The organism is Salinimicrobium soli, assembly GCF_048323655.1.
In the GTDB taxonomy this organism is placed as follows: domain Bacteria; phylum Bacteroidota; class Bacteroidia; order Flavobacteriales; family Flavobacteriaceae; genus Salinimicrobium; species Salinimicrobium soli.
On sequence record NZ_JBLUWW010000001.1, the window covers coordinates 866,862 to 886,917 of the forward strand.

Annotated in this window: 25 protein-coding genes; 5 read left to right on the forward strand and 20 right to left on the reverse strand. The window is 42.5% G+C overall.

The features are described 5' to 3' along the window. Window positions 1-218: 218 nt before the first annotated feature. The 9 genes from ACNORC_RS03940 to ACNORC_RS03980 form a co-directional block, all read right to left on the reverse strand. Window positions 219-920, reverse strand: coding sequence for a sulfite exporter TauE/SafE family protein (locus tag ACNORC_RS03940; protein WP_418334289.1), 702 nt, complete (start codon window positions 918-920; stop codon window positions 219-221). Beyond that, window positions 920-1,366 carry a FixH family protein gene (locus ACNORC_RS03945; RefSeq protein ID WP_418334290.1) on the reverse strand — a complete coding sequence of 149 codons (447 nt, stop codon included), beginning with the start codon at window positions 1,364-1,366 and terminating at the stop codon, window positions 920-922. The genes ACNORC_RS03940 and ACNORC_RS03945 overlap by 1 nt, the downstream gene beginning before the upstream one ends. A 10-nt stretch (window positions 1,367-1,376) precedes the next feature. Then, window positions 1,377-1,673 carry a cupin domain-containing protein gene (locus ACNORC_RS03950; RefSeq protein WP_418334291.1) on the reverse strand — a complete coding sequence of 99 codons (297 nt, stop codon included), beginning with the start codon at window positions 1,671-1,673 and terminating at the stop codon, window positions 1,377-1,379. A 32-nt stretch (window positions 1,674-1,705) separates the two neighbouring features. Then, the gene (ccoG, locus tag ACNORC_RS03955; protein WP_418334292.1) at window positions 1,706-3,118 is read right to left on the reverse strand and encodes a cytochrome c oxidase accessory protein CcoG; all 1,413 of its coding nucleotides are present in this window, start codon (window positions 3,116-3,118) and stop codon (window positions 1,706-1,708) included. A 28-nt stretch (window positions 3,119-3,146) separates the two neighbouring features. Next, the gene (locus tag ACNORC_RS03960; RefSeq protein WP_418334293.1) at window positions 3,147-4,022 is read right to left on the reverse strand and encodes a cbb3-type cytochrome c oxidase N-terminal domain-containing protein; all 876 of its coding nucleotides are present in this window, start codon (window positions 4,020-4,022) and stop codon (window positions 3,147-3,149) included. Continuing rightward, on the reverse strand, window positions 4,019-4,204 hold the full coding sequence (locus tag ACNORC_RS03965; protein ID WP_418334294.1) for a CcoQ/FixQ family Cbb3-type cytochrome c oxidase assembly chaperone: 186 nt from the start codon (window positions 4,202-4,204) through the stop codon (window positions 4,019-4,021). Before ACNORC_RS03965 ends, ACNORC_RS03960 begins: the two co-directional genes overlap by 4 nt. 6 nt (window positions 4,205-4,210) lie before the next feature. After that, a complete protein-coding gene (ccoN, locus tag ACNORC_RS03970) occupies window positions 4,211-6,409 on the reverse strand; it encodes a cytochrome-c oxidase, cbb3-type subunit I (protein WP_418334295.1) in 2,199 nt (732 codons plus the stop codon). Window positions 6,410-6,419: 10 nt separating this feature from the next. Next, the gene (gene ccoS, locus ACNORC_RS03975) at window positions 6,420-6,605 is read right to left on the reverse strand and encodes a cbb3-type cytochrome oxidase assembly protein CcoS (protein WP_418334296.1); all 186 of its coding nucleotides are present in this window, start codon (window positions 6,603-6,605) and stop codon (window positions 6,420-6,422) included. A gap of 359 nt (window positions 6,606-6,964) precedes the next feature. Continuing rightward, a complete protein-coding gene (locus tag ACNORC_RS03980; protein WP_386779655.1) occupies window positions 6,965-7,357 on the reverse strand; it encodes a YkvA family protein in 393 nt (130 codons plus the stop codon). A gap of 139 nt (window positions 7,358-7,496) precedes the next feature. On the opposite strand from ACNORC_RS03980, the gene ACNORC_RS03985 reads away from it, so the two are divergent. The 4 genes from ACNORC_RS03985 (at window position 7,497) to ACNORC_RS04000 (ending at window position 11,364) form a co-directional block, all read left to right on the forward strand. Then, window positions 7,497-8,267 (forward strand): TrkA C-terminal domain-containing protein, encoded by a 771-nt coding sequence (locus tag ACNORC_RS03985; RefSeq protein ID WP_418334297.1) that lies wholly within the window; start codon window positions 7,497-7,499, stop codon window positions 8,265-8,267. A gap of 232 nt (window positions 8,268-8,499) precedes the next feature. After that, complete coding sequence (nirK, locus tag ACNORC_RS03990) at window positions 8,500-9,927, forward strand: copper-containing nitrite reductase (protein ID WP_418334298.1); 1,428 nt, start codon at window positions 8,500-8,502, stop codon at window positions 9,925-9,927. Between the two features lie 24 nt (window positions 9,928-9,951). Beyond that, complete coding sequence (locus tag ACNORC_RS03995) at window positions 9,952-10,731, forward strand: formylglycine-generating enzyme family protein (RefSeq protein WP_418334299.1); 780 nt, start codon at window positions 9,952-9,954, stop codon at window positions 10,729-10,731. A gap of 6 nt (window positions 10,732-10,737) precedes the next feature. Continuing rightward, complete coding sequence (locus tag ACNORC_RS04000) at window positions 10,738-11,364, forward strand: SCO family protein (protein ID WP_418334633.1); 627 nt, start codon at window positions 10,738-10,740, stop codon at window positions 11,362-11,364. Between the two features lie 42 nt (window positions 11,365-11,406). Here the strand turns inward: ACNORC_RS04000 and ACNORC_RS04005 are convergent, their stop codons facing one another. The 10 genes from ACNORC_RS04005 to ACNORC_RS04050 form a co-directional block, all read right to left on the reverse strand. Next, window positions 11,407-11,847 carry a VOC family protein gene (locus ACNORC_RS04005; RefSeq protein WP_418334300.1) on the reverse strand — a complete coding sequence of 147 codons (441 nt, stop codon included), beginning with the start codon at window positions 11,845-11,847 and terminating at the stop codon, window positions 11,407-11,409. Between the two features lie 82 nt (window positions 11,848-11,929). Continuing rightward, window positions 11,930-13,150, reverse strand: a complete 1,221-nt coding sequence (locus ACNORC_RS04010) for a hypothetical protein (RefSeq protein WP_418334301.1) — start codon at window positions 13,148-13,150, stop codon at window positions 11,930-11,932. A 173-nt stretch (window positions 13,151-13,323) separates the two neighbouring features. Then, on the reverse strand, window positions 13,324-13,968 hold the full coding sequence (locus ACNORC_RS04015; RefSeq protein ID WP_418334302.1) for an ankyrin repeat domain-containing protein: 645 nt from the start codon (window positions 13,966-13,968) through the stop codon (window positions 13,324-13,326). Between the two features lie 2 nt (window positions 13,969-13,970). Further along, window positions 13,971-14,525 carry a hypothetical protein gene (locus ACNORC_RS04020; RefSeq protein WP_418334303.1) on the reverse strand — a complete coding sequence of 185 codons (555 nt, stop codon included), beginning with the start codon at window positions 14,523-14,525 and terminating at the stop codon, window positions 13,971-13,973. 166 nt (window positions 14,526-14,691) lie between these two features. Then, a complete protein-coding gene (locus ACNORC_RS04025) occupies window positions 14,692-14,976 on the reverse strand; it encodes a hypothetical protein (RefSeq protein WP_418334304.1) in 285 nt (94 codons plus the stop codon). A gap of 31 nt (window positions 14,977-15,007) precedes the next feature. Further along, window positions 15,008-16,255 (reverse strand): hypothetical protein, encoded by a 1,248-nt coding sequence (locus ACNORC_RS04030; protein ID WP_418334305.1) that lies wholly within the window; start codon window positions 16,253-16,255, stop codon window positions 15,008-15,010. Window positions 16,256-16,272: 17 nt separating this feature from the next. Then, window positions 16,273-16,608, reverse strand: a complete 336-nt coding sequence (locus ACNORC_RS04035; RefSeq protein WP_418334306.1) for a potassium transporter KefB — start codon at window positions 16,606-16,608, stop codon at window positions 16,273-16,275. 71 nt (window positions 16,609-16,679) lie between these two features. Then, entirely contained in the window at window positions 16,680-16,979 is a 300-nt protein-coding gene (locus tag ACNORC_RS04040; protein WP_418334307.1) for a winged helix-turn-helix domain-containing protein, read from the reverse strand. Beyond that, on the reverse strand, window positions 16,976-17,587 hold the full coding sequence (locus tag ACNORC_RS04045; RefSeq protein ID WP_418334308.1) for a hypothetical protein: 612 nt from the start codon (window positions 17,585-17,587) through the stop codon (window positions 16,976-16,978). The genes ACNORC_RS04040 and ACNORC_RS04045 overlap by 4 nt, the downstream gene beginning before the upstream one ends. A 70-nt stretch (window positions 17,588-17,657) precedes the next feature. Further along, window positions 17,658-18,446: an oxygenase MpaB family protein gene (locus tag ACNORC_RS04050; protein WP_418334309.1), complete on the reverse strand. Its 789-nt coding sequence runs from the start codon at window positions 18,444-18,446 to the stop codon at window positions 17,658-17,660. Between the two features lie 178 nt (window positions 18,447-18,624). Between ACNORC_RS04050 and ACNORC_RS04055 the strand changes: the two genes are divergently transcribed. Continuing rightward, the gene (locus tag ACNORC_RS04055) at window positions 18,625-18,990 is read left to right on the forward strand and encodes a DUF1508 domain-containing protein (protein ID WP_418334310.1); all 366 of its coding nucleotides are present in this window, start codon (window positions 18,625-18,627) and stop codon (window positions 18,988-18,990) included. A 46-nt stretch (window positions 18,991-19,036) separates the two neighbouring features. On the opposite strand, the gene ACNORC_RS04060 is transcribed toward ACNORC_RS04055, so the two are convergent. After that, window positions 19,037-20,026, reverse strand: coding sequence for a 2-hydroxyacid dehydrogenase (locus tag ACNORC_RS04060; protein WP_418334311.1), 990 nt, complete (start codon window positions 20,024-20,026; stop codon window positions 19,037-19,039). Between the last annotated feature and the right edge of the window lie 30 nt (window positions 20,027-20,056).

The following is a 20,056-nucleotide window of genomic DNA, read 5'->3' on the forward strand; positions in this document are numbered from 1 at the left end:
ACATTTTGGTCCAATTAAAGTACTCCAAAAAAACAAAAAGTGATCATTCTCATATTTTGCCCATTCAAATACAGAATAAAATTGGAGATAATTAATTTAAAAGCCAAGTTTTTGCAAGATTGATAATGAAAATTTTTCTTGTTGTGAAGAAAAAAAGCCCTTTTTTAAAACAAAAATCCGGCATTGCCGGATTTAATAAGATAATTTTAATACTTCTTTTAATGACAACTCATACTCGCAGTTGCCATTTCTGAGACCGGGGCAGGTGAGAGGTAAGGAATGTCCAGTCCAAGGCCTCTGATAATGAACAAACAGCCTATAACTACTACAAAAACAGGAATAAGTTTTTGCACCTTTTGACGAAAAGAAGCATTCAGCATTCGGCTGAAATAAACGGCTGCAGTCATCAGTGGAATCGTTCCCAGCCCGAAAAGCAGCATATAAAGGCTTCCGGTGGTAATGGATCCTGCTGCAAGGGCACCAAATACCGCCATATAGACCAGTCCGCAGGGAAGCAGACCATTTAAAAATCCAATAGTGAGAAAAGTGTCTGGTGTCCTTTTCTTAAGTGCACTACCCAAAGAAGATTTCACCTTTCCAATGAGGCGATAGACAGGTTGCGAAAAATTCAGTTTTTTAACCTTTTCCGAAGGAAGAATTATTAAGAGGATCATAAGAACTCCGGCACCAATCGATAAATACTGCTGCAATCCAAATAGATTGAGGCTTCTGCCTACCAATCCGAAAGTCAATCCTATCATACTGTAGGCTAGGAGCCGACCAAAGTGATATAGAAAGACCTGGAATAGTCGCAGGCTTTTGTTATTGCGCGAAACAGGCAGCATGAAAGCTATGGGGCCACACATACCCACGCAGTGGAAACTGCCAAGAATACCGAGTATGAAAGCGGAATAAAGCATTAGTAGTTGATCTCTTCTTTGAAGAAAAAGTTCTGTCCCTCGTAGGACCAGTCAATAGAAATGTTCCAACGGCCACCAACCAAGCGGTTATCAGGTACGAGCAATTGATGAGAGGATAATGAAAGAGGAAATTCATTATCCAGTTGCTTGTTTGATGGCCTGTATAGGAACACTTTGCCTTTGATCTCAGAAAAATCCATGTCTTCGGGAAAGCTGATAAGCATTCCTTCGGCAGTTTTTTCCATATGTATGTTCTCAGGAAGCTTACTTGCGTTTGTTTCCTTGTCCAGCTGTTGCTGAAAATCGAGTTCTGTTTTATAATATTCTTCCACCACGAGGTCGTGGCTATAGGCTTTATCTGTGCTCATTGTAATCACGAAATACATGATGAACGCAATAAAACCAACTATGGCCAATACCAGGCCTGTTCCCCAATTCATTTTCATAGCTCTAATTTTAACCTTTTATGACCAGGAACACACTATCTTCCTCCGCAGTGACCGAATGTAATTCTCCTACCGTTATCGTATGCTCTTCAAATAGTTCCAACGGAATTTCTTCGGAAGCTGTTTTGTAGATCACTTTGCCTTTGATCACGACAAGTTTCGCGGGAATATCTGTTATATGTTCCTTTAGGGTGACATCTTTTTCAAGACCAATCGCCAGCACATGAAAGTCCTTTCCTTCCTGAAGCCTTTTTACTACCGGTTTTCCGGCAGTTCTCATCTCTGCAATTACATTTTTCAATACCATATCCTTCTCATTTAATTGTTATTGCTCTTTTTTTATCTAAAACTCCTCGGCCCCATAAAATTAGTCGTCGTGGTCTCAATAAGCTTATCACCGTCAAAGATCCCTATTTCCAGACTGCTTTTTTCATTGTCCAGCAGTGATTTGTTGATCTCTATAAACAAGGTCCCTTCTGCGAGGCCTTTTTCGGGAACAGTGATCTTGTCATGTGTAACAGATTCAATTTTTCCCTGGTGCGATAACAGTTCAAAATGAATATTATCAAATTCCCCGGTGGTCTTATTGATCAACTTAAAGGTGTACACATTCGAGATCATATTGTTGGCCTTGGTCTCATACAACTGCCCGGGTAATCTTAAGATCGTTGCTTCTACATCACTTCTTAGGAACAACATTCCTGAAAGGATCCCGACCAGCACAAAAAGAATCGCGGCATAGCCTTTCATTCTTGGTGTTAAGCGGAATTTTTCCTCTTTTTCAATATTCTCTTCGGAATAATAGCCGATCAAACCTTTCGGCAGATCCACTTTTTCCATCATGGCGTCGCAGGCATCGATACAGGCGGTACAGTTGATACATTCCAACTGAGTACCATTCCTGATATCTATTCCGGTAGGACAAACCTGCACACATTGGGAACAATCTATACAATCTCCTTTTCCCAGATCTGCACGGTTCTCATTCTTTCTGAAACGGGAACGTCCTTTTTCACGTTCTCCCCGTTTATGGTCATAAGCTACCACCACCGACTTCTTATCCAGAAGCACACTTTGCAACCTTCCGTAGGGGCAGGCGATAGTACACACCTGTTCGCGGAACCAGGCAAAAATAAAATAGAAAACCCCGGTGAAGATCAGAATTGCAATAAAGGTGCTGAGGTGCTCCAGGGGTCCTTCGGTAATATACTGTAGCAGCCTGTCACTGCTTATAAGGTATGCCAGGAAAACATTAGCAATACCAAAGGACACCAGGAAGAAAAGGAACCATTTTAAGCCTTTTTTGCGGATCTTGTTGGCATTCCATTCCTGTTTATCCAAACGTATCTGTGCTCCCCGGTCACCTTCGGTCCAATATTCGATCTTACGAAAGACCATTTCCATAAATATGGTCTGTGGGCATATCCAACCACAAAAGATCCTTCCGTAAGCATTGGTGAAAAGGGTGACGAACAGCACACCAATGATCATGGCGGTCACCCCAATATAGAAGTCCTGTGGCCAGAACGGGAATCCAAATATGGAGAATTCCCGTTGCAGCACATTGAACATCATGAATTGATTGCCGTTGACCTTAATAAAAGGACTGGCAATTAGGAAAATGAGCAGAAACCAGGTGAACCAGGTACGGTACTTATAGAATTTTCCGGAAGGTTTCTTGGGATAAACCCAAGCCCTTTTTCCTTCATCATCCATTGTCCCTATGCGGTCCCTGTAACTGATATTGCTCATTATCCTCTTTTTCTAACCTCTTCTGAAATTACTCAGGTTTCCAAATATCTCCCTCTGCTTCTTTTGGTGCAGCCGGAGTAGTCCCCTGCAGGCTGACCACGTAGCTTGCCACCTGCTGGATCTCTGTTGGTTTTAAAGATGATTTCCAGGCGATCATTCCTTTTCCGGCACGTCCCCCTTCTGAAACGGTGTGGAATACGTTTTTAATGCCACCACCAAGGATCCAGTATTCATCTGTAAGATTCGGGCCAATACCACCTCCTCCGTCTGCAGCGTGGCATGCCATACAGTTAGTTTGATACAACGCGGCCCCTTTTTCCAATTCGGCAGGATCTGTTAGTAATTCAACATTTTCGGCGCTAACAAGGTCGGGAGCATTTTTCTTGTACTCTTCAACTGCTTCCTGGGCCGCGGCCATTTCCTGTTCAAACTCCATGGCCTGATTATTTCCATCGAGTACATGGTAGTATAAAAGGTATCCTGCAGCAAAAATGATAGAAGCATAGAAGGAGTATAACCACCATGGCGGAAGCTTGTTGTCCAATTCTTTAATACCATCATAGTTATGGTCTAGCTCCAATTCACCCTCTTCAGAGATGGGCCGGGTACCGGCAAGTTTCCTAAAGAGTCGCTTCAAACTGTATTTTCTCATTCGTTCTTCCCGGGCAGCCATATAACGTTCTTTAGCTTCGGGGGTAAGGGCCTTGAACATCACATTTTCAATGGCTCCAATGATCACTTCAACAGCGATGAGGAATAAAAGTACTACCAGCAGCACGGCCTGCAGCACAGGATATTTAATAAAGGCAAAGCTGTCTCCGGAATCAATAAAATATTCCAGCGCGCCTGCAATGATCAAAAAGATAACTGGGATCCTTATCCATGAAGGAATTGCTTGTCTCATAACACTTGGTCGTTTTCAGGTTCAAATGGAAGTTGCTCCATGTTTTGTATATAATCTTTTTTGGCTGTGTAAACCCACCAGAAAAGCAGCAGGAAGAACACAAAGAAGATAGATAGCGAGATGATTGGGTAGATCTCTACACCTGCTATTGTCTCCATATGGCCTTTTATGAACTTTAGCATAATAGATTAATTTGAAGTTGTTGAAGTTTCAGGTTCTTTGATCTTGATATCAGTACCCAGGCGCTGGATGTAAGCGATAAGGGCAACGATCTCGCGGTCTTTCATTTCCACGAATTCCTGGCCGTTCTCTTCGGCAAATTTCTTGTCGGCCTCATAGGTTCTCACAAAGTCAGGATCGTTGTACAGGTTTTGCTGGATCTGGCTTGCCTGCTCATCCATCAGGGCTTCGGCATTGGCGATGTCTTCTTCAGTGTAAGGTACTCCCAGTTTCACCATCGTCTCCATTTTAGTCTTGATGTTTGAACGGTCGTGCTCATTTGTGATAAGCCATTTGTAGCTAGGCATAATAGAGCCCGAAGAGGTGCTTTGAGGGTCATACATGTGGTTGAAATGCCAGTTGTCTGAATATTTTCCACCTATTCTCATCAGGTCAGGCCCGGTACGTTTACTACCCCAAAGGAACGGGTGGTCATAAACATATTCTCCGGCTTTTGAATACTCCCCGTATCGCTCCACTTCACTTCGGAAAGGTCTGATCATCTGAGAGTGACAGGACACACAACTTTCCCTGATGTAAATATCCCTTCCTTCAAGTTCAAGCGGAGTGTAAGGCTTCACGCTGGTGATGGTAGGAATGTTTGATTTTACCAATAACGTAGGCACAATCTGAATAATTCCACCAATTAAAATAGCGATTGTAGCAAGGATTGTAAGCTGAACGGGCTTGCGCTCTAACCAGGTGTGGAAACCTTCTCCCACCAATCTTCGCTTGCTCATCTTCTGAAGTGGAGCAGCTTCGGCTAATTCATCGGTTACTTCTGAACCGCTCTTAATGGTCTTAATGATATTGAATAACAGCACGAACATTCCGCAGATATACATACTTCCACCTATCGCGCGCATCCAGTACATTGGGATAATTTCAGTAACCGTTTCAAGGAAGTTACCGTAGACCAAAGTACCATCAGGGTTGAACTGCTTCCACATAGAAGCCTGTACAAATCCTGCCACATACATTGGCAGTGCATACATAATGATACCTAAGGTTCCCACCCAGAAGTGAGTGTTAGCAAGTTTGGTAGACCATAGTTTGGTCTTGAACATTCTTGGTACTAACCAGTAGACCATACCAAAAGTTAGGAAACCGTTCCATGCCAGGGCTCCAACGTGCACGTGGGCAATCACCCAGTCACTAAAGTGTGCAATGGCGTTAATATTTTTTAGAGACAACATGGGTCCTTCAAAAGTGGCCATCCCGTATCCGGTGATAGCGACCACCATGAATTTAAGTACAGGATCAGATTTTACTTTATCCCAGGCTCCGCGAAGGGTAAGCAATCCGTTGATCATACCTCCCCATGAAGGCATAAGCAGCATTACCGAGAAGGCAACTCCAAGGTTTTGAGCCCAATCTGGAAGTGCTGAATACAACAGGTGGTGTGGACCCGCCCAGATGTAGATAAAGATCAGCGACCAGAAGTGGATAATTGAAAGTTTATAGGAATATACCGGCCTGTTTGCAGCCTTTGGTACAAAGTAGTACATAAGCCCCAGGAACGGAGTAGTAAGGAAGAATGCCACCGCATTGTGCCCGTACCACCACTGAACCAGAGCATCCTGTACCCCGGCGTAAACCGAGTAACTTTTTAGTGCTCCAACAGGAAGGGCCAGGTTATTGAAAATATGAAGTACGGCTACCGTTACGAAAGTCGCAATGTAGAACCAGATAGCCACATACAGGTGGCGTTGTCTCCTTTTAAGAATTGTCGCGATAAGGTTCCAGCCGAATACCACCCAAACTATGGCAATTGCAATGTCAAAAGGCCATTCAAGTTCGGCATATTCTTTTGAGCTTGTGTATCCTAACGGAAGCGTGATCGCAGCACCTACGATGATGAGCTGCCATCCCCAGAAGTTGATCTTACTCAGAATGTCACTGTACATTCTGGCTTTAAGCAAACGCTGTGTGGAGTAATAAACTCCGGCAAAAATGGCGTTCCCAACAAAAGCAAAGATCACCGCATTGGTGTGTAGGGGACGAAGTCGCCCAAAACTGAGCCATGAGATCCCGTCTGTGAGGTTGGGGAATAGAAACATAAAGGCCAATAAAAGCCCGACTGACATTCCTATCACACCCCAGAAAAGGGTCGCGTAGAGGAAGTTTTTTACGATCTTGTTGTCGTAGTAGAACTGCTGCAATTCCATACTTTCTTAATTAGTCTTTGTTAATTTTTACTGGTTTGTTTGATTTTTCTTTGACAAGCTCATCTTCAAAGAGCATACGTACGGAAGGGGTATAGTCATCATCGAACTGGCCATTTTTGACAGCCAGAATAAATGCAATGAAAAACCCTACCGCTACAATAATGCTTATTGTAAGGAGTAAATAGATGACGCTCATACCTATTTTTATGGGGACAAAACTAATGGCTAAGGCTGCCGTGAAATATGATCAGGATCAGGTTTTATAAAAAAACGGATTTCGTAAAAAATTCATCCATATATGATTAGGCTCATAATGGGGAGATGATCTAATACGGACATTTGTGTCCTGAAAAAGGATAATTTTTCTACATGGACCCGGACCAGATTGACGGCATACATGGTAGTTGTTTTCTTAGGCCTGTCCTGAGGTCATTCTGGTCAGTGGGTCATTATTTCTCGATTTCTTCATTCGAAAAAAGAGGGGTAAAATTTCTTCTTCAAAGCAGAAAATTATATTTCAAAAATGGCATTTTTGGAAGGTTCTTCGGAAATTTTTTAGAAGTATCTATAGTAAAGCCACACTAAGATCACTATCCAAATAAGAAGGATCAGGATGCCTGCGATCCAATTCTTCCTTTTCTTCATGGGTCTTATTTCAGCTTCCCTTCTGCAGTACTCCATAACATCTTGTGGGATCAATCTTATGGCCAGCCAGATTAGTCCGGGCAGGATCAAGAGGTCATCAAGCAGACCTATAACCGGGATAAAATCGGGAATAAGATCAATTGGGCTCAGGGCATAGCCAACGGTGAACAGAATAATTCCTTTTACATACCACGGCACCAGGTCTTCAGACACCGCTATCTGCAAAGCAAAAAGATCGCGCTTCAGTCTTTTGGCCCAGTCTTTAAGTCGTTTTAAAATTCCCGGATCTTTTTTAGTTCTCAATTCCCATACTTTAGTTCGGAATGGAAGATAAGGAGATAGAAGAAAAACAGGTCCCAAAAATGACATTTTTGAGGGGTAGTTAGTCCTGAATTTGAGATTTTCTCATTAACTTTTAGATGATACCAGCAAAAATGCTTCTATGACCGCCGTAATATCTTTACTGATAATAATTTCTCTATCGGTCCTGATCACGCGGATTGGTGCAATGGCTTTGGTGCATACCGGTCTTGCTAAAGAAGCGGCAAAATTTCAGGCGCGTTCTGCATTTTTGGGAGTGGGATTTACCACTAAGGAATCTGAACTTGTGGTCAATAATCCGGTGCGCAGAAAGATCCTTACCAGCCTTATCTTTTTTGGAAATGCAGGAGTGGTGACCACCATTTCATCGGTTGTTTTTAGTGTGATCTCCATAGAACGGTCAGGATTCTTTTCAACTGAGGTACTTGTGCTGGTAGGGGGATTATTGGTGTTACTGGTCCTCTCCTATAGTAAATGGGTAGATCGAAAACTTTCCCGCCTGATAGATCTCGCTCTCAGGAAATACACGGAATTGGACGTAACTGACTACTATGGCTTGCTCCACCTTGAGGAGAGTTACCGGATAGCAGAGATTAGGGTGAAAGAGAAGAACTGGATGGCCAATAAAACCCTCGATGAGCTGAAACTGGATGACGAAGGTATCCGGGTATTGGGACTGCGCCGCGGAAATGGTAAATACATAGGTGCTCCCGTGGGCGAGACGGAAGTCAGGGAAAAAGATATTATTGTGCTGTACGGTCGTATCTCAGTTTTGGAGAACCTGGAGGACCGACAAAACGAGACAGGAGATACCGAACACCGTCAGGCTGTCAACGAGCAGGAACAAATAGAAAAAGAACAGCAAAAAGAAGAAAAAGCAAGTGCCGGTTAAAACCACACTTTAATTCTTCTGAAAAAGCTCATTTTTCGATCCTGAGCTAATCTTTCCTTTTTAAAAATTTTCTTCGTAAAACCTGTTATTGAGAATTACCTGGAATCGGATTATTTAAAAAATTTCGCGATATATGATTATGCTCATATTCAGGAAGGTATTCAAATAGGACATTTGTGTCTGAAATACAATTCGAATAATTCTGATTATGAAAAATATCAAAAATTTTAAGATGAGATTAGCTTATGTGCTGTGTGGAACAGCACTTGTTGCAACCGGGTTCAGCTCGTGCGAAAAAGTAGAAGCCGCAAAAAAAGATCCGGAAATGATGAAAGTATATGGTGAAACCCAGGCAGAGCTTACTGCCCCCCCTATGGTTCCCCGTCCTGTTGGAAAAAGGGCTGCTACAAAATTAGTGGTCGATATGGAGGTGGTCGAGAAAGAGATGGAAATGAGTGATGGGGTAAGTTATGTTTACTGGACCTTCGGCGGAACTGTTCCCGGAAGTTTCATTCGTACCAGAGTGGGGGATGAGATCGAATTCCACCTTAAGAACCATCCGGATTCTAAATTGCCTCACAATATCGACCTTCACGCAGTGACCGGTCCCGGTGGTGGTGCAAAATCTTCTTTTGTGGCACCCGGCCATGAAGTGGTTTTTAATTTCAAAACAATTAATCCCGGACTGTATGTGTACCACTGTGCTACTGCTCCTGTAGGGATGCACATTGCAAACGGAATGTACGGTCTTATTCTCGTAGAGCCTGAGGGTGGACTTCCTCCTGTAGATAAAGAGTACTATATCATGCAGGGTGACTTTTATACTAAAGGAGAGAATGGAGAACGTGGTCTACAGGCCTTTGATATGACAAAAGCGATCAATGAAGATGCAGATTATGTGGTTTTCAATGGAAAGGTTGGAGCCTTAACAGGTGAAAACGCCATTACCGCAAAAGTCGGAGAAACAGTTCGTCTTTTTGTAGGTAACGGTGGTCCTAACCTGGTTTCTTCCTTCCATGTAATTGGAGAAATCTTTGATAAAGTCCACGTAGAAGGTGGAGATATGATCAATAAAAACGTTCAAACTACGCTTATCCCTGCGGGAGGTGCTGCTATGGTGGAATTTCGTGTAGATGTTCCTGGAGAACTTGTTTTGGTTGATCACTCAATTTTCAGAGCCTTCAACAAAGGAGCGCTAGGGGTGCTTCAGGTGGAAGGACCAGACAATGAAGTTGTTTTCGCAGGAAAAACTTCTGAAGGCACCTACAATCCAACAGGTGTTGCTGCAACAGAACCAGCAGAAGCAGTGGGAGAAGCCCAGGTTTCAGATAAATCTCTTGCAGAGAAACTGGAAAGAGGAAAGACAGTCTATACTCAAAGCTGTCTTGCATGTCACCAGGCTACCGGAACGGGAATACCTAACGCTTTCCCTCCACTTGCCGGTTCAGACTATTTAAATGCCGACCCACATCGTGCGATCGAGGTCGTGAAATTCGGTTTGACCGGTGAAATTGAGGTCAATGGAGAGGTGTATAATTCAGCCATGCCCAAGCAAAACATTTCAGATGAAGATATTGCCAGTGTACTTACTTACATATACAACAACTGGGGGAATAACAAAACTGAAGTGACTACAGAGATGGTAAAATCTAAGAAATAGGTTTAACATCAAAAAATCAGAAGTATGAAGACTATTATCAGATTGGCAATATGTTTCGCAGTATTGATTCAGGGCCGGGCTTATTGCCAGTCTGATTCAATGGTGGAAATAAAAGGAGGGGAATTTGTGCCACTCTACGGAACCAAGACCGAAGTAGGGGTGAAGGATTTTGAGATGGATGTCTATCCCGTCACCAATGCCCAATTTCAGGAGTTTGTTAAGGAACATCCAAGATGGAAACGATCACAGGTGAAAAAGCTTTTTGCCGATGATAATTATCTGCGCACCTGGCAGGATGATGAGAATTTTGGAAAAGGCGACCTCCAAAATGCTCCCGTCACTAATGTCTCCTGGTATGCCGCTAAAAACTATTGCGAGTGCCAGGGAAAAAGGTTACCCACTGTAGATGAGTGGGAGTATGCCGCCATGGCCAACAAAACCAAACCCGATGCTCGAGAAGATGAAGGTTATAACAAGTTCATCCTTGGCTGGTATGAAACGCCCAATACCTATAAAAATGCCATTGGCAAAACCTTTAAGAACTACTGGGGGGTGTACGATTTGCATGGATTGGTTTGGGAGTGGACGCTTGATTTTAATTCCGTCTTAATTTCGGGTGAATCCCGGGGGGACAGTGCGGGAGATAACAATCTGTTCTGTGGCGCGGCAGCCATTGGTGCAACAGACCTTATGAACTATGCGGCATTTATGCGGTATGCTTTCCGCGGAAGTATAAAAGCGAATTATTCTATTAAGAACCTTGGCTTTAGGTGTGTAAAAGACATAGACCGAAAAGTTCTTTAAATGAAAATGATGAAAAAACTGATCTTTTTACTTAGTCTCATGACATTTTTCACCGGCTGTAATAATGCGGAAAAAGGGGGAAACAGGGAGAATATGAATTTAGCCGAAAATAAAGTCTCTGATCCAACAGGTGAATTGCCCGAGCTTTCGGTATATAACCTGCCGGCTACCTGGACAACCCAGGATAATGAGGAGATCGAGCTAAAAGATCTTCGCGGAAACGTTCTTGTGATGGTGATGATCTACACCTCTTGTAAGGCTGCCTGCCCGCGTTTGGTTGCAGATATGCAGAACATTAAAAAGCAGGTGCCGGAAGATGATCTGGGGAAAGTGAAATTTGTGCTGGTAAGTATAGATCCCGCCACTGATACTCCCGAACGTCTCAAAAAATTTTCTGAAGAGAATTATATGACAGATGATCATTGGCTTTTTCTTCGCGGGACCGAAGAAGATACCCGCGAATTCGCAGCTGTACTTGCTGTGAGCTACAAACAGATCTCTCCCATTGATTTCTCGCATTCCAACATCATTAGTGTGTTTGACGAAGAAGGAGTGCTGGTGCATCAACAGGAAGGCCTGGGAGTTGACAATAAGGAAACTGTTGAAGCTATAAAGACCGAGGTTTCAAATTAGAGTATAGATAAAAATGACCTTTTTGACAACTTTCCGGAAAAGTTAAACATTCTCCCCCGGTTCCACATTTACCATCCAGTTTATTCCAAATTTATCGGTGAGGGTTCCGAAGTAAGGGCTCCAAAAGGTCTTTTCCATGGGCATGGTAACTTTGCCTCCTTCCGATAGTTTATTGAAGATATCATCAGCCTCTTCCTCGGTTTCGGTACTTACCGAAATGGAAAAGTTCGTCCCCATTACAGCAGGTTTGCCAAATACTTCGGAAGAGTCACTGCCCATTAATTCTGTTTCCCTTCCTATAGGAAGACTCATATGCATGATCTTCTCTTTTTCGTGATCGGGCAGGGCAGGCATGTTTTCCTGCGGTGGCATTTCAGCAAACGTACTTACCGAAGAGAAATCCCCGCCAAAAGCATACTTATAGAAATTGAAGGCTTCACGGCAGTTGCCGTTAAAGGTGAGATAAATGTTTATGGTTGCCATGACTGAAAACTTAATTGGTTATTCTAATTTAAAGAAAAACAGCCATTTATGATTTAGTTTAGCAATTTATTCTGCGGAAAACCTATTTTTTGATGAGGAATTCATTGGGATCAAAAAGTTGCTCCATAGCTTCCTTTTTTATGAAAATATGATCGGTGTTCTGAAACCTGATAAGCATGATATTATTACCGGCAATATCTTCTTTTTGGATGTGGTAGATCACCGGATCTGAAGATTGAGCGATCCTGTTGAGGGTGACGGTATATTTCCCATCCAGATCGGGTTCAGAAATCATCAATTCGTTATGAAAAACCCATTTTACATCAGGCTCTTCATCAAAGAGCAATACCTCTTCAAAAAAGAAAGCTTTATAGGTTCCCGGTAATTGCCCCAATTCACCTTCTGTTTTATAATAAGTGTTGAGGCCAGCATAAGTATTTTCTCCATAATCGAATACCAGCCCGGGAGAAGAGATTCGGTTGGTATAAATACTTCCCTGAACAGAATCAACAGGTTCTTCGGCATAAAGATCACGAAAAAAGTTTCCGTAACCAGACAAGGTGTCCTGAGTGTACTCCATATCCATGTAATACCCCATACCGTTCCCGAAATTGAGACGCACATCCTCAAGATCAGTTCCTACTTTAAGAATATATTCCTCTCCTGCCTGAACAGTATTGTAACTATAGTACTCTCCTTCTTCCCATTGGCGGCCTTCAATTACTGTTGGCCAGAGTTTTATTTCATCAGAAAGGTTGAGGGTGTTTGCCATATGTACTGCTGCTTCGAAAGGATCTACTACTGCAAGGCTGGTACTGTTCGCCGAGTTTAATTCTGCAATTAGAGTTTCGAGATCATCGACAAAACTGGGGGAATCAAAATCCAGATCTTTCCCCTGCAAGCTCTGATTGGCATCAGCCGAAATGCTGATTCCATTGGAGGCATTCCTGTCAGTATCGAGAGATTGTAAGAAAGATGCGATGTTTTGAACCCTTGAAGTATTAATGTCTGAACCGCTCACCAGGTCAAGTGGTGTAATTTTCTCCTTCCCTAATGCATCTCCCAGAAGGATATCTCCCACCTTGAAAGTAACTTCCTTTCCGGTCCTGTATTCAAAGGTTCCCTGGTCATTTGTCATACCTGTTATTCCATCAGAGGAAAATTGTAATCCTGAGACAGGGGAATCAATAAAAACTCCCTGAGCAGTGTCATCAGGAATTATTTTTGGAGTTTCATCTGTTCCGCAGGCTGAGAAAATTAAAAAAGTAAGAGAGGCGAGGAAGTAAAGTTTCTTAGTAAGCATTTAAATGATGTTTTCGAAAATTCAATCCGACTTTTAGAGGAAGTTAGATTGTTAATGGATTCCGAAAATAGTAATTTTTTCACATAAAAAACGCCCACGTGATAAAAAACGATCAATAAAGCGATGCCTTAACTTCTTTCTGTTAAGGATTATGTATAAACGGAGATCTGAGGTTATTCTAAAAGCCGGGCTGTTGAGGTATGTTTTTCTTCTTCTGCCATTTGGAGCGGAGTCTTTCCGTCTTCTGTTTTCGCATGAGTGTCAGCTCCATGCTCGAGGAGCAATTGAACCAACCGGTCCTGCCCGTTGTGGGCTGCAGAGTGCAGGGGAGTTACACCGCCGGCCTGGGCAACATTTACCTCAGCGCCATTTTTCAGCAGTAGCTTTGCAATTTCGTAATTGGAGATGGCACAAGCGGAGTGCAAAGGTGCCACCTTAAAAGAATTTTGAGCTGGAAGATTGGGATCTGCACCTTTTTTCAGGAGGAAATCCACCCCTTCGTAAAAGCCAAAAAAGCTGGCAAGTCCAAGAGGAGTAAAGCCGTCAGGAGAGAAACTGTTCACGATCTTTTCGTCCTTTTCTGCAAGCATTTTCAAAAGGTTAAGATCGCCGATGGCTGCGGCTTCAAAAATGGTCTTTTCCTGCTTCTTTTCTGAAAGTATTTCTACCGCTTCATGATTTCTGCAATAGGCTGCAAACAATAAATAGCTGGGACCATTTTCAACCGCGCCGGCAGCTAACGAAGGGTCTTGTTCAATAGATCTTTTAAGTGCTTCGTTATTTCCGGTCCTGATGAGGTCAGCTATCTTGGTGTTCATAACTATGCTTTTTGAAGAGATCGTTTGAAGTTTTCGGTAAGTGTACTGTCTACTTCTTCGGAAGTATAATTTATAAGAACACTAAACATTTCCCGGTCTTCGAGATAGGTGTTGTAAAAGCGTTGAGCAAGGACAAGTTCGTGAGTCTTGGAATCGAGAACTTTAGTTTCAATTGTATAAAAATAAAAATTACCTATAAGTTCTTTCGACAGGTCTTGTTTTATCTCGACCCCCTCAACCAGCGAATAGGATTCCTTGATCACCTGCGCCAGAAATTGCTGGTGCTGCTGCGGAGTAAGTTTTTTACTGTTTTTCAAGGGTTCCACGGAAGAAGCAAAATAATTCTGTGGATCTATTTCAAAGCTTACGAGATTTACCGCCCCTTTCTTGGCTGGGTTTTTTTGTGCTTTTCTGACAGAATAGCCTTCGGGAATTTCGATCTCCCAATCAAGTTTTTCATAAGTATACACTCCATCTTCCAGTTTTCCCTCCTGGTTAGCTGAATTACAGGACCAAAGTAAAAACGGGAATATCAGTAGTAAAAAAGTTCTTTTCATGAGTAAGGATTTCTGTTTTTATCACAGCAGTTAAATGTAAAAAAATCTTTTCTCAATGGTATCCCATTTCAGGAATACCTAAAAAAGTAAGTCCACGCCAGTTTCCTGGGATTTGAAAAATTCCTGAAACTGACGGGGGACTCTAAAATCATATCTTCGAAAGCTGCTAACTTCCGGCAAAGGGGGTTCCAAAAATGCCTACTGCAAGTTCAGCCCATATCAGGAAAAGTACCCCCAGGACAATAGCCGCATAAATAATGCGCTTCTCTGTAGTTCTAACTTTCTTGAAGATGAGGTCAATAATAAATGCGGTGCCAAAGAGTAAAATGCCCATAATGATAAAGTCCAGCAGGCCCCAATCAACTTCCGAAGTGAATATCATTCCTACCAGAGGCAGAAGTAAAATGAAGGTCGCAGTAAGCATTAGCCCTGTAAGTCTTGTAATTTTCATAATAATGGTGTTTAAAGATTAATATTTAGGTTTAGGTAATACTGAATAACAGAGGAAAAAGGAAAACAACAATGAGCAGCCATACCACATAGACAGGTATATAACTGGCTATGGCGCGCCCTGGTTGAGCTAAGATCCCTTTTCCCGCAGCGGTTTTATAAAGATTGGTCGCCTCCAGTAACAGGTGGGTAAGGATCAAAATATTTGCGCCCATCACGGCCAGCCTGTTGGGCGTAATTCCCCACTCCGCAATCCTGAACATAATTGCTGAAAGGGCTATACCATTTACAATGATGGTAACTATGGAAAGCAGGAACAGCATCCATCGCTCAAGGTTGGTCTTCGTTGTTTCTGAACCACCGGCGACCGAGAAGAAGATGATCGCCATTACACCTATGAGCAGCAGGTTAAAGACCAGTAAAAAGTCTCTGTCGTGATAAGGATCTCCGCCTCCAAAAAGCATGGCTCCAAGGTAAATCACTAACATAATAAGCACCAGCGGACTAAAGATCCTGGCGATCACCGGTGTAATTTTTCCCACCAGCTGCGGATTGGCCTGGATAAGATAGGTGCCAATGATGGGTGCAGCAGGAAGCCCAAAGATCACGACATTCCTGAAATAGAAATCCTCAATGCTTAAACCAATTGCTGAAAAAAGGCCTATGGTGACCCCGGTCATGATCCCGCCTGCGATTATAATAAGTCCCGTGATGACCAGCAGGTCACCGTTATAGCTTAAATAGGAGAGGCGCTTTTGATGATCTGAGGCTTCGTTTCCTGCGAAAGATAATCCCAGCAACACCCAGAGCAACAACGGCAGGTGGAGACAGACAAGGATGAAAACATCACTTTCGGGGGAGGAAGCGGGGTAGAGGTTAATGTAAAGCAGGCAGGCTAAAAAAGCTGCAGCAATGATGACCAGGCGCTTTGTTTCCAGTTTGTTCTTCCAGGCAAAATAGGCGGTAAGCAAAGGCAGAAAAATAAAGCCGATGTTGCGCGGGTAAAAGAAATCTTCACTGATGCCAAAAATATGGGGGACTTTAGCCAGAAATCCTGCTGCCAGGGCCAGTAGCAAAACATACAGGAGCTCTCTCCTGCTGCCCCAGCTCACTTCTTCCTTCTCAAAGTTCAGTCTCTCATACCAGAATTGCGCCAGTGGACTACCATGGATCTCGGCATAAACCGAATTGAAATTCCTCCTGAATTCACTTTTGTTGCTCCGGTAATACCTTTCCAGTTTCCCCGGATCATTTATTGCTGATAAGATCTTTTCTTTCATGACTTAAAGTTTTAGGTCTAGTCCCACAAAGTTCCCGCAAGCCCTAAAACGCTTCCCAGCCAAAGAATGATCACATACCCCATCAGGCTCACAACGATGCCGAGTGCCCGGTAAATGCCTCCCTCTCGCCTCAATAGGTGCATGAAATCGGCAAAAGCACCTCCAATTCCCCCGGCAATAGTCGTCACTACAATTGGTCGTATTCTCCAGGATTTTGGCCAGTCGGGATCGGGATTGTCTACCCCCATTACAAAAAGGCTAATGAGGACCAAAGCGAATGCTGCCCCTATAAGGACCCTCCTGGGTAGGGCTGCGGTAAAGCTTTTCTTAAAAAGATGTGTTCTGGATTCCATAACGAATTAATTAATTGGTTTTTATAATTTTAAAGAGTACTTTGAAATTCAAAGTTAATGTGTAAAAAATTTTATTTCTGGGATTTTATCAATTTTTCAAGGGTTTGCAGGTGTTGATTAAAGGCTTGTTTTCCTTCTTTGGTCATAAAATATTTGGTGTTTGGCTTTCTGTCAACAAATGATTTTTCCATACCAATATATTTCTCTTTCTCCAGGGCTTTTAGATGGCTTGCCAGGTTTCCGTCAGTGGCGTCCAGATACTCCTTAAGTGATATAAAATCAAGTACATCATTGACAGCCAGAGCTGACATGATGCCGAGTCTTATTCGGTTTTCAAATGCTTTATGCAATCCATTTATTGAGATCTTCACCGCTCGTATTTTAAATGGATGTAAATACCGTAAATTATATGCAATAATCCAAAGCCAATGGCCCAGATAAGCAGGCCGTATTCAATAAAATATACATTTATCAATCCCAGGATGATCTGCAGGATACCAAAGACCTTTATTTCGGTATAGGTAAACCTTCCGGCATTATATAATGAAAGACCGTAAAACAGTAGGGTTAGGGGAGCAATAAGACCTAAGAGGCCATGCCAGATCAACAACAGGATAAGCAATCCGCCAGTCACCAAGGGAACTGCCATTTCATCTACAAGCCTCCTGGAGGTGCTGTTCCATATCTTTTCACCGAGTTTAGCTGCTTTTCTTGCTGAGAAATAGATGGCAGTGGCCACAGCCAAAAGCAAAACAACAAAACCGGTGAAGAGTACTTGAATAAGAGTACCTTTTTCCTCTGTGTACAAGATCCGGTCGGGATTAAAATCGAATACCGCATATATCAAATATGCCCCGGCAAGAGCAAAGATCCCTGCCAGAATTCCGGCCCAACCGGCAAGAGACAAAAATTTGGAAGAGCGCTCCATCATGGAGCGGATCTCGGCAATATCGCGAATGTAGTCCTGTTCCTGCTTCATACTTAAAGTACTTTGAAATTCAAAGTTAGTAAAGTAATTGTAACCGCAAAATTTATTTTTTAGATCTGTGCTAATATCTGTCCAGGTTTTTTATCTGCTCTTTATAGGCTGCAGGTAAAAGCAAGGACTTTATAAGGCCTTCTACTTTGATCAGGCGGCTGACTTTATAAGCGGACAAGGCAATGGGAATAAGATGGTTCTTCTTGAGACGCAATAAGCTTTTTACTTTATCCGGGCATTCCATTTCCTGAACCTTTTTTAAGAGCCAATATCTTACAGGTCCCAGATGCTTCCGGTACTGTTGGTAAAGATCGTCAGTAAACCGGCTGCGGATAAGATCCTGTTCCAGGTGCAGCTCCCGTTGGTTTTCCCAGGCGCTATAACTTTCGGGTAGATCTTTAATTTCCATTCGGCTACCTACCTTACGGAAAACCTCAAATATTTCCTCTTTTTCAAAGTCAGTTAGCTTTCTCTCTAATAGCTCGAAAGCTTTGACCGAATAATCTATCAGCATATACAACACATCCCGGTAAGCCCACTGCGGAATGTCAGCTCCGCGATTTTGTTCCACCACGCGATGTATTTGGGTAATATGATCAATGGCTTTTAGAGCTTCGGTTCTGTCCAGATAAATGATTCTTCCTGCATATGCCACGGTAGAGAAGAGACGCCCCAGTGGATCTGAAGGCAGGCGGCCGGTGAAATAGAGCCAATCCACTGCTTTGTTAAGGGCAAATTCAGCTGAAGCCCCGGCAAAAATAAAAAGGACGGTATCACTCTTTCCCCATATCTGGCGCACAATGGAATCCTTTTTTACAAAAAAGGAAACCTCTTCATTATCCAGGATCATTTGTCTCATAAGGCGCTTTCCGAAGAATATTAAAAAGTACTTTGAAATACAAAGTTAATATTTATTTTGATTAATTGGTGCTCATTAAAAAAAAAGGATTCTTGATAACTTTTTAGGAGAAATGGGAAATCGAGACGGGTGAAAATGAAGCAATGTTTAGATTTGCAGCTTTTGCGAAAGATCAGATATGAGTGCATTTGTAATTAGTAAGAGGCTGAACGGAGATTATAAATTCACCTTTGCTTCCAGAAGGGGAAAAACTATTTTTACCAGTATAGGATGCAAAGACAAAGCAGATTGTGAATTGATCATTGCGACCATCAAAAATGATCTTGAGTCATTTATGTTGACTCAAAAAAGGCATCCCGGCGGTAAATTTTTCTTCAGGCTTTCCCGGGGCGGTCTTGTGCTGGCGAATAGCAGAAAATTCTCTACCGAACGAATGCTTCAGAAAGGGATAGATCAATTCCTTGACTATTTTGTCACTGCTGAAGTTTTAGACTTTTCAGATAATGAGCCGGTGTTTTCAGATGCTGAAGAAGACAGTGAATAATTTCGGAGGTTTTTCCCAAGCAGCTTACGAAATAGAACATGAGGAATTAAACCACCTCATTTTTTAAGTTCTTCCCCTCCTTAAAATCGCTGATGTTGTTCAGGGTAGTGGTCGTAATCTGTTCCATGGCTTCTTTAGTGAAATAGGCCTGATGGGCAGTTATTAGAACGTTGGGAAAACTGATCAATCTTAAAATAAGATCATCCTGAATAATACTTTCTGAAAGATCTTTGTAAAAGAGATTTTCCTCCTGTTCATACACATCGATCCCCAGATAACCAACTTTTCTGTCAATTAGGCCCTGAATAATATCTGCAGTATTGATCAAGGCTCCCCTGCTGGTATTTATGATCATGATACCATCTTTCATGCGGGCCAATGAATTGGCATCAATGATATGTTTAGTTTCCGGAGTAAGCGGGCAATGCAATGAAATTATATCTGCTTTTTCGAAAACCTCGTCTAAAGGTGAATATTGAATTCCCAAATCTATAAGATCTTTAGATGGGAAGGTGTCATTCGCTAAGACCTTACAGCCAAAGCCTTTAATGATGCTGCAAAAAGACGCACCAATTTTGCCGGTTCCTATCACTCCCACTGTTTTACCATGCAGGTTGAAACCGATCAACCTGTTGAGGGAAAAATTTCCTTCCCTGATCCTGTTGTAGGCTTTATGGGTTTTTCGGTTTAGAGTCAGGATGAGTGCTACTGCATGTTCGGCAACTGCTTCGGGGGAGTAAGCAGGAACTCTCACGACTTTTACATTATTTTTTTTCGCTGCTTCAATATCCACATTATTGAATCCTGCACATCGCAATGCGATCAGCTTAACCCCAATTCTTGATAATATTTCAATAGTATAAGCATCCACTTTGTCATTAACAAAAGCGCAGACTACCGCGAAGCCTGATGCCAAATTAGCTGTATGTCCATGGAGAGCAGTCTCAAAAAAGGTAAATTCCAAACCCGGATCATTATTAAATCTCTCGAAATATTCCCGGTCATAAGCTTTGGTACTGAAGACTGCTATTTTCATAATTCAAGAATATCAACCGGGTTTAATTGA